The organism is Microbacterium sp. (assembly GCF_047972865.1).
GTDB lineage: Bacteria > Actinomycetota > Actinomycetes > Actinomycetales > Microbacteriaceae > Microbacterium.
Genome location: NZ_JBKEAY010000209.1, coordinates 1 through 7,596, shown reverse-complemented (window position 1 = coordinate 7,596; position 7,596 = coordinate 1). Strand labels below are relative to the sequence as shown.

Sequence of the window (7,596 nt, the reverse complement as noted above, 5' to 3'; positions counted from 1 at the left end):
CACCACGGCGCGTGCCGCGATCGACGCCGGCGCCGGGATCGTCAACGACGTCTCGGGGGGCCTCGGCGACCCCGGGATGCTGCCCGCCCTCGCCGGCGCGTCCGTCGACGTCGTGCTGCAGCACTGGCGGGGCCACTCGGCGGACATGTACGCCCACGCCGAGTACGCCGACGTCGTCGGCGAGGTGTGCCGTGAACTGGGCGCCCGCATCGATGCCGCGGTGGCGGCGGGCATCCCCGCCGAGCGGATCATCGTCGACCCGGGCATCGGGTTCGGCAAGCGCGGACCGCAGAACTGGGACGTGCTGCGCGGTCTGGACCGCGTCGGCGAACTCGGCTCCCGCGTGCTCGTCGGCACCAGCCGCAAACGCTTCCTCGGCGAGCTGCTCGGCTCCGACGCCGACGAGCGCCGCCGTGACCTCGCCACGGCCGTGACGAGCGTGCTGGCCGCGCAGGCCGGCGTCTGGGCCGTGCGCGTGCACGACGTCGCCGCCACGCGTGACGCCCTGGACGTGCTGTACGCGTGGGAGGTGACGTCGTGACCGATCGCATCACCCTCACCGGCATCCGCGCGACGGGGCACCACGGCGTCTACGACCACGAACGGCGCGACGGTCAGCCGTTCGTCGCCGATGTGACGGTCGAACTGCCCCTGGGGCGGGCCGGAGCCAGTGACGACGTGGCCGACACCGTCCACTACGGCGAGCTGGCCGAGCAGATCGCGGCGATCCTCGCCGGCGACCCGGTCAATCTCGTGGAACGTCTCGCGCAGCGCATCGCGGATGCCGCCCTTGCCTTCCCGGGGGTGGAGGCGGTCGAGGTGACCGTGCACAAGCCGCAGGCGCCGATCACGGTGCCGTTCACCGACGTGTCGGTCACCATTCGGCGGAGCACACCGTGAGCCGGGGACTGGCGCAGGGACTCGGCGACCCCCCGCACCGGGAGGCCCGCGCGTCGGTGACGGCCGTCGTCGCCCTCGGCGCGAACCTCGGCGACCGCCGGCGCACCCTCGACGAGGCCGTCGACGCGCTCGGACGGCTGCCGCTCACCGAGCAGGTCGTGGCGGCCGCCCCCGTCGAATCGATCGCGGTGACCCTGGACGGTCCCGACGAGACCGCCCCCGCCTACCTGAACTCGGTGGTGCGGATGACCACGCGACTGGCGCCCTCGGTGCTCCTCGGCTACCTGCACGACATCGAAAGCCGGCACGGGCGCGAACGCCGGGTGCGCTGGGGGGACCGCACCCTCGACCTCGATCTGATCGCGTACGGCGACGTGGTCAGCGACGATCCGCGCCTGCTCCTGCCGCATCCGCGCGCCGCCGAACGCGACTTCGTGCTCGCGCCGTGGCTGAGCATCGACCCGGATGCCGAGATTCCCGGCCGCGGCCGTGTCGACGCGCTGCTGGCGGCAGTCCGTGCCGGGGGGTCGGCGTGAGACGCACCTCGGCGGGCCTGCTGATCGCGGTCGGCGTCGTCGCCGCGATCGTCGGGTTCGTCGTGGACCAGACCCTCACGGCATCCGGCAGACCGACGTTCACGCCCTCGCTCATGCTGCCGGTGCTGCTCGTGCTGCTGGGGGCGATCACGGTGGCGCTCGCCGTCCCCATCCGGCGTGCCACGCGAGGCGCGGGCGGGTACCCGGTCGACCCGTTCCGTGCGGTGCGGATCGCGATGCTCGCGAAGGCGTCGAGCATCGTGGGCGCTGGTGTCGCCGGTGTCGGCCTCGGCCTGGCGACGTTCCTGGTCAGCCGGCCGGTTCCGCCGGGCGGGTCGGCCCTGGCGGCGGTGATCGCGGCGGCGGTGGGCGGGGTCGTGCTCGTCGTGGCGGGGCTGGTCGCCGAACGCATGTGCACGATCGGGTCGCCGGGCGACGACGACGAGCTGCCGCCGCCCGAGCCCGGGGTGACCCCGTCGCACCACTGAGCGAGGCGAGCGACCGGCGGGCACGACGCCTCGACCGAGGGTAGGCTCAACGGCGCGACCGATGTCGTCACTGGTCGCGCGAGGAGATGCCCATGACCAGCCCCCACGAGTCCGCTCCGCAGACCGCCGGCGACGGACGTGACCCCGTGCTGGATGCCGGCACCTATGATCGGTTGCGCGAACCGCGCAGCGACGGGCGGCTGCCGCTCGGCGACGGCACGTGGCATCAGGTGTCGCGCAAGTACGTCGTGGTGCTGCTGGTCAGCAACATCCTCGCGCTGGTACTGGTGGCCGCCGCGGCGATCGTGCTCGGGGTCGTGCTGGAGCTGGACTGGGTATGGCTTCCGGCGACCGCCGTTGCCGCGTTCATCCTGTTCGGCCTGCTCATCGCACACCGCCAGGCCCGCTCGATCGGCTACCAGTTGCGCGACGACGACCTGGTGTTTCGCCGCGGCATCCTGTGGCAGCGCATCGTGGCGGTCCCGTACGGACGAATGCAGCTGGTCGACATCACCCACGGACCGCTCGATCGCGGGTTCGGCATCGCGCAGCTCAAACTGGTCACGGCTGCGGCGGCGACCGGGGTGTCGATCCCGGGGCTGACCCAGCGCGCCGCGGAGCGGCTGCGCGACACCCTCATCGAGGTCGCCGAGACCCGGCGGACCGGACTGTGACCGAGCCGGCGCCCCCGGGCGCGGTCGCCTCCACCGGCGCCCCGGTGCCCGAGCGGGCGATGGTGCGCTCGCCGCTGAGCGACGGGGAGTGGCATCGACTGCATCCGCTGACGCCGCTGCTGCGAGGCGGGCTGGTGCTGCTGGTCGTGATCGGCATCGTCGTCGCGAACCTCCGTGACCGGCTCCTCGAGGTGTTCCTTCCGGTAGGCGGCTGGTCCTCGCCGGAGGGCGAGACCATCGACTTCATCTTCGCCAACAACCTCGTTCCGCTCGTGCTGGTGGGTCTCGTGGGCCTGCTCGTCGTGATCGTGCTGGTGCTGTTCGTCTCGTGGCGGTTCCACACGTTCCGCATCACCGGTGACGACGTCGAGGTGCGCACCGGAGTGCTGTTCCGCACGCACCGGCGCGCGCCGCTGGACCGCGTGCAGGGGGTCAACCTCACCCGCCCGATGATCGCGCGGCTGCTCGGTGCGGCCAAGCTCGAGGTCGTGGGGGCGGGCACTGACGCCAACGTCAAGCTGGAGTATCTGTCGACGGCGAACGCCGAGGCCGTGCGCGGCGACATCCTGCGACTCGCGTCCGGGCGCCAGCTCGGCGAACGCTCGCTCGGCCAGCAGGCGCCGGCCGGTTCGGTCGCCCACACCGCGGTGTCGACGGTCAGCGAGGGGCTCACGGGCCTGATCGAGGGTGTGGATCGCGACGACGCGCCCGCCGAGTCGGTCGTGAACATCCCGGTGGGGCGCCTTATCGCGTCGCAAGCGCTGTCGCCGGGGACGGTCTTTCTCGCCCTGCTCACGGTCTTCGGCGTGATCGGAGCGTTCGCCGGACCGGAGTGGATGCTGATCGGCGTCGTACCGACGGTGTTCGCGCTGCTCATCGGTTTCGGGGCGTACGGGATCCGTCAGATCACCCGGTCGCTGCGGTACTCCATCGCCCCCACGACGGCGGGCGTGCGCATCACGTTCGGCCTGTTCACCACGGTGACCGAGACCATCCCGCCCGGCCGGATCCATGCCGTCGAGATCCGGCAGTCGATCCTGTGGCGGCCGTTCGGCTGGTGGACGATCCGTGTCAACCGGCTCAGCGGGCAATCCGTCAGCGACTCCAGCACGCGGCAGCAGTTCGCCGAGGTGCTGCCGGTAGGCACGCGGGCCGACGTCGAGCGGGTGCTGCGTCTGGTGCTGCCCTCGCTTCCCGAGAACGACTGGCCCGCCGTGTTCGAGCACGGCATCCTCGGTCCGGTCGACGACGACCCCTACGTGAACACCCCCCGCCGCGCCGCGATCTGGCGCCCCTTCTCGTGGCGTCGCAACGGTGCGCTGGTCGCCCCGGCCGCACTCCTGCTGCGCACCGGCGCTATCTGGCGGATGCTCGTGATCGTGCCGCTCGCGCGACTGCAGTCGGTGCGGGCGGCGCAGGGACCGATCGACCGCGCCCTGCGCACGGCGACCCTCACCGGGCACACCGTCACCGGGCCGGTGACCGCCACCGTCGCCCACCTCGACCGCGACGACGCCCTCTCGGTCTGGGAGGCCGCGACCGCCGGCGCGGTGCGGGCCGCGGCATCCGACACCTCCCACCGCTGGAACGCCGCGGCCGCCGCTGGGCCGGTACCCGCTGGGCCGCTGATCGCTGTGGGCCCGGACGCTGCAGGATCCGCCACTGTGGGCTCGGGTGCTGTGACGCTGCCCGATGTGCCGCAGGTCGCTGCGGCGCCGACCGTTGCGGCTCCGGATGTTGCGCCTCCGGCCGCTGTGACGCACACCGCTGTGGGCCCGGCCGCTGTGCCGCTGCCCGAGGTGCCGCTGATCGTTGCGGCCCCGGACAAAGTGTCGCCGGCCACCGTGGACCCGTCCGCTGCGGGCCCGGACGCCACCGGACCGGATGCGGCAGCCCCGGATGCTGTGGGTCCGGCCGCGCCGGAACCGCCCCTCACGCGACGGCAGGCGGGCGAGTCCGCCGCACGGATGCCCGACGCGGGCGACGAGACGTCGTCGTGAACCGCACGGCGCGCCTCGGGGTGGGCGTGATCGGGGCGGGTCGGGTCGGACCGGTGATGGCCGCCGCGCTCGCCGGCGCGGGACACGCACTCAACGGGATCACCGCCGGGTCGGACCCGGAGCGGGTGGCCGCCGTCGTCGGCGACGTGCCGGTGCTGCCGGCCGACGAGGTCGCGCGCCGTAGCGAACTGGTCGTGGTCGCCGTGCCGCACGAGCAACTGCCTGGCGTGGTGGCCGGCCTCGCCGATGTCGGCGCGTGGCAGGTCGGTCAGCTCGTGCTGCACACCGACCCGGCCCACGGCGTCGAGGTGCTCGCCCCGGCCACCGGCTGCGGCGCGATCCCTCTCGCCGTGCATCCCGCCATCGGATTCACCGGCACCAGCATCGATCTGCGGCAGCTGCCCGGCTCCTACGCCGCGGTGACCGCACCGGCCGCGGTCCTGCCGATCGCGCAGGCGCTCGCCGTCGAGCTCGGCTGTGAGCCGGTCGTCGTCGCCGAGGCGGACCGCGCGGCCTACGGCGAAGCGATCGCCACCGCGACCGAGTTCTCCGAGGCGGTCGTGCGCCAGTCGACGCAGCTGCTGGCCGAGGTGGGCGTTCCCGTGCCCGGCAGGTATCTGTCGTCGCTCGTGCATGCCACGGTCGACCGCGCGCTCGCCACAGCGGCCCCGCCGCCGTCCGCAGAAGTCCGCTGAGGCGGCGCGCCTCCGCGGGCTGGGTAGAATCGAGCGTCGATCCCCGAGGAGCAAGCATGACCGACGCGCCCGAACCCGCCGACGAGAGCGACGTCTTCGAGCAGAAGGCTGTCCGCCTGGCCAAGCGCGAGCGGCTCATCGCCGAGCGCGCCGACGCCGCCGGCGGCGCGTACCCCGTCGCGGTGCCGATCACCGACACGATCGGGGCGCTGCGGGAACGGTACGCCGACCTCGCCGCCGGCGCCGAGACCGGCGAGACGGCATCCGTCGCCGGTCGCGTCGTCTTCAGCCGCAACACCGGAAAGCTGTGCTTCGCGGCGCTGCAGGCCGGCGACGGCAGCCGGATCCAAGCCATGGTCTCGCTCGCCGAGGTCGGTGAGCAGTCGCTGCAGGCCTGGAAAGAGCTCGTCGATCTGGGTGACCACGTCGCGGTGACCGGGCAGGTCATCTCCAGCCGCCGTGGCGAACTGTCGATCATGGTGCGCGAGTGGCAGATCGCCGCGAAGGCCCTGCTGCCACTGCCGAACCTCTACACCGAGCTCAGCGAAGAGAGTCGCGTGCGCTCACGCTACCTCGATCTCATCGCCCGCGAACGGGCACGGGAGACCGTCGTGGCCCGCGCCGCCGTCAACGCCAGCCTGCGGCGCACGTTCGCGGCGCGGAACTTCATCGAAGTCGAGACCCCGATGCTGCAGGTGCAGCACGGCGGCGCGGCGGCCCGCCCCTTCGTGACACGTTCGAACGCGTTCGACACCGACCTGTTCCTGCGCATCGCCCCCGAGCTGTTCCTCAAGCGCGCCGTCGTCGGCGGCATCGACCGCGTCTTCGAGATCAACCGCAACTTCCGCAACGAGGGCGCCGACTCCACCCACAGCCCCGAGTTCGCGATGCTGGAGGCCTACCAGGCCTACACCGACTACCACGGCATGGCCGAACTCACCCAGCAGCTCGTCCAGGACGCCGCCGTCGCCGTGACCGGCTCGACCACCGTCACATGGGCAGACGGCACCGTCTACGATCTCGGTGGGACCTGGGAGCGGGTGTCCATGTACCCCTCGCTGTCTGCCGCGGCGGGCCGTAAGATCACCCCCGCCACGTCCGTCGACGAACTGCGCGCCCTCGCCGACGAGGTCGGTGTGGAGGTGCCCGTCAAGATCATGACGCACGGCAAGCTCGTCGAAGAGCTGTGGGAGCACTTCGTGGGGCCCACCCTGACCCGGCCGACGTTCGTCGTGGACTTCCCGGTCGACACCAGCCCGCTGGTGCGGGAGCATCGCAGCATCCCCGGCGTTGTGGAGAAATGGGACCTGTACGTGCACGGGTTCGAGCTGGCCACCGGCTACTCCGAACTGGTCGACCCCGTCATCCAGCGCGAACGTTTCGTCGAGCAGGCGACGCTCGCCGCGCGCGGCGACGACGAGGCCATGCGCGTCGACGAGGAATTCCTGCGGGCTCTCGAGCACGGCATGCCGCCCACCGGCGGTGTCGGAATGGGGATCGACCGCCTGATGATGGCGATCACGGGTCTCGGCATCCGCGAGACGATCCTGTTCCCGCTCGTGAAGTGACCTGAGCCGGCATCAGCGCTGGAACGCCCACGCCGGCAGGTGACCGGCGGCCACCATCGAGCGCACGATGTCGGCGAGACCGTGGTGGCGATCGATCTCGTGCGCCATCCGGGCGTACACCTCGGCGTGTGTGGAACGCCCGAGCGCCCAGGAGATCCACGCGCACGCCACCAGTGCACCGGGGCGGTCGCGGCGCGGCGCGACCGCGGCGACCGCTCGGCACAGCTCCAGCGCCGCCCGCAGCCGATCGGCATCTGGCTGCGGGCCGTCGCCCCACATGACCTTACCGACGTCGAGCGGGTACGGCTCACCCGACTCCCAGCGCCGTTGCGCTTCGAGCGCCCGATGGCCGCCTGCCGCGTCCGAACCCCACTGCACCAGCGCGATGTCGCGGAGCGCGGGGCGGCCGAGGATCCAGGCCAGGAGCGCCTGGGTCATCGCGTCGTCGGGCGGGGCCGACAGGACCGACTCGAAGAGGGTCGGGGCGTCGTCGAGCGCGCACACCGCTTCGAGCGCGGCGGGATCGATCCGTTCGGCGCGCGCCCCGTCGGCGGGGACGCCGCAGACGATCTCCACCGCCGCGCGCAGCGAGCGCAGGGCCGCCGCGACCGGCCGCCGCTGCGCCGGCGTCGTCGTCGGAAGGGTTGCGCCGGCGGCCTGATCGGCGTCGACGTCGAGCGGGACGCCCGGCGACGGCGACACCTCCAGCTCGGCGAGCGGGCGGCCGGAGTCGGG

The 7,596-nt window shown here is 72.7% G+C and carries 8 protein-coding genes and 1 pseudogene; 8 read left to right on the top strand and 1 reads right to left on the bottom strand.

Features of this window, described 5'->3' with window-relative positions; all coding sequences use genetic code 11:
* From folP to lysS, 8 genes are all read left to right on the top strand, one after another.
* Positions 1 to 541, top strand: a 541-nt coding sequence (gene folP / locus ACK5KK_RS12665) for a dihydropteroate synthase (protein WP_416890443.1), incomplete at its 5' end; no start/stop codon positions are given.
* Positions 538 to 900, top strand: a complete 363-nt coding sequence (gene folB / locus ACK5KK_RS12660) for a dihydroneopterin aldolase (protein ID WP_416890442.1) — start codon at positions 538 to 540, stop codon at positions 898 to 900. The genes folP and folB, both read left to right, overlap by 4 nt.
* Positions 897 to 1,436, top strand: a complete 540-nt coding sequence (gene folK / locus ACK5KK_RS12655; protein ID WP_416890441.1) for a 2-amino-4-hydroxy-6-hydroxymethyldihydropteridine diphosphokinase — start codon at positions 897 to 899, stop codon at positions 1,434 to 1,436. The genes folB and folK overlap by 4 nt, the downstream gene beginning before the upstream one ends.
* On the top strand, positions 1,433 to 1,924 hold the full coding sequence (locus ACK5KK_RS12650) for a DUF3180 family protein (RefSeq protein WP_416890440.1): 492 nt from the start codon (positions 1,433 to 1,435) through the stop codon (positions 1,922 to 1,924). Before folK ends, ACK5KK_RS12650 begins: the two co-directional genes overlap by 4 nt.
* 92 nt (positions 1,925 to 2,016) lie before the next feature.
* Positions 2,017 to 2,598, top strand: coding sequence for a PH domain-containing protein (locus ACK5KK_RS12645; protein ID WP_416890439.1), 582 nt, complete (start codon positions 2,017 to 2,019; stop codon positions 2,596 to 2,598).
* Positions 2,595 to 4,598 carry a PH domain-containing protein gene (locus tag ACK5KK_RS12640; protein ID WP_416890438.1) on the top strand — a complete coding sequence of 668 codons (2,004 nt, stop codon included), beginning with the start codon at positions 2,595 to 2,597 and terminating at the stop codon, positions 4,596 to 4,598. The genes ACK5KK_RS12645 and ACK5KK_RS12640 overlap by 4 nt, the downstream gene beginning before the upstream one ends.
* Positions 4,595 to 5,293: a DUF2520 domain-containing protein gene (locus ACK5KK_RS12635; RefSeq protein ID WP_416890437.1), complete on the top strand. Its 699-nt coding sequence runs from the start codon at positions 4,595 to 4,597 to the stop codon at positions 5,291 to 5,293. Before ACK5KK_RS12640 ends, ACK5KK_RS12635 begins: the two co-directional genes overlap by 4 nt.
* A 56-nt stretch (positions 5,294 to 5,349) precedes the next feature.
* The gene (lysS, locus tag ACK5KK_RS12630) at positions 5,350 to 6,861 is read left to right on the top strand and encodes a lysine--tRNA ligase (RefSeq protein ID WP_416890436.1); all 1,512 of its coding nucleotides are present in this window, start codon (positions 5,350 to 5,352) and stop codon (positions 6,859 to 6,861) included.
* Between the two features lie 12 nt (positions 6,862 to 6,873).
* Here the strand turns inward: lysS and ACK5KK_RS12625 are convergent.
* Positions 6,874 to 7,596, bottom strand: a pseudogene (locus ACK5KK_RS12625) (lipopolysaccharide biosynthesis protein); the annotation flags it as partial.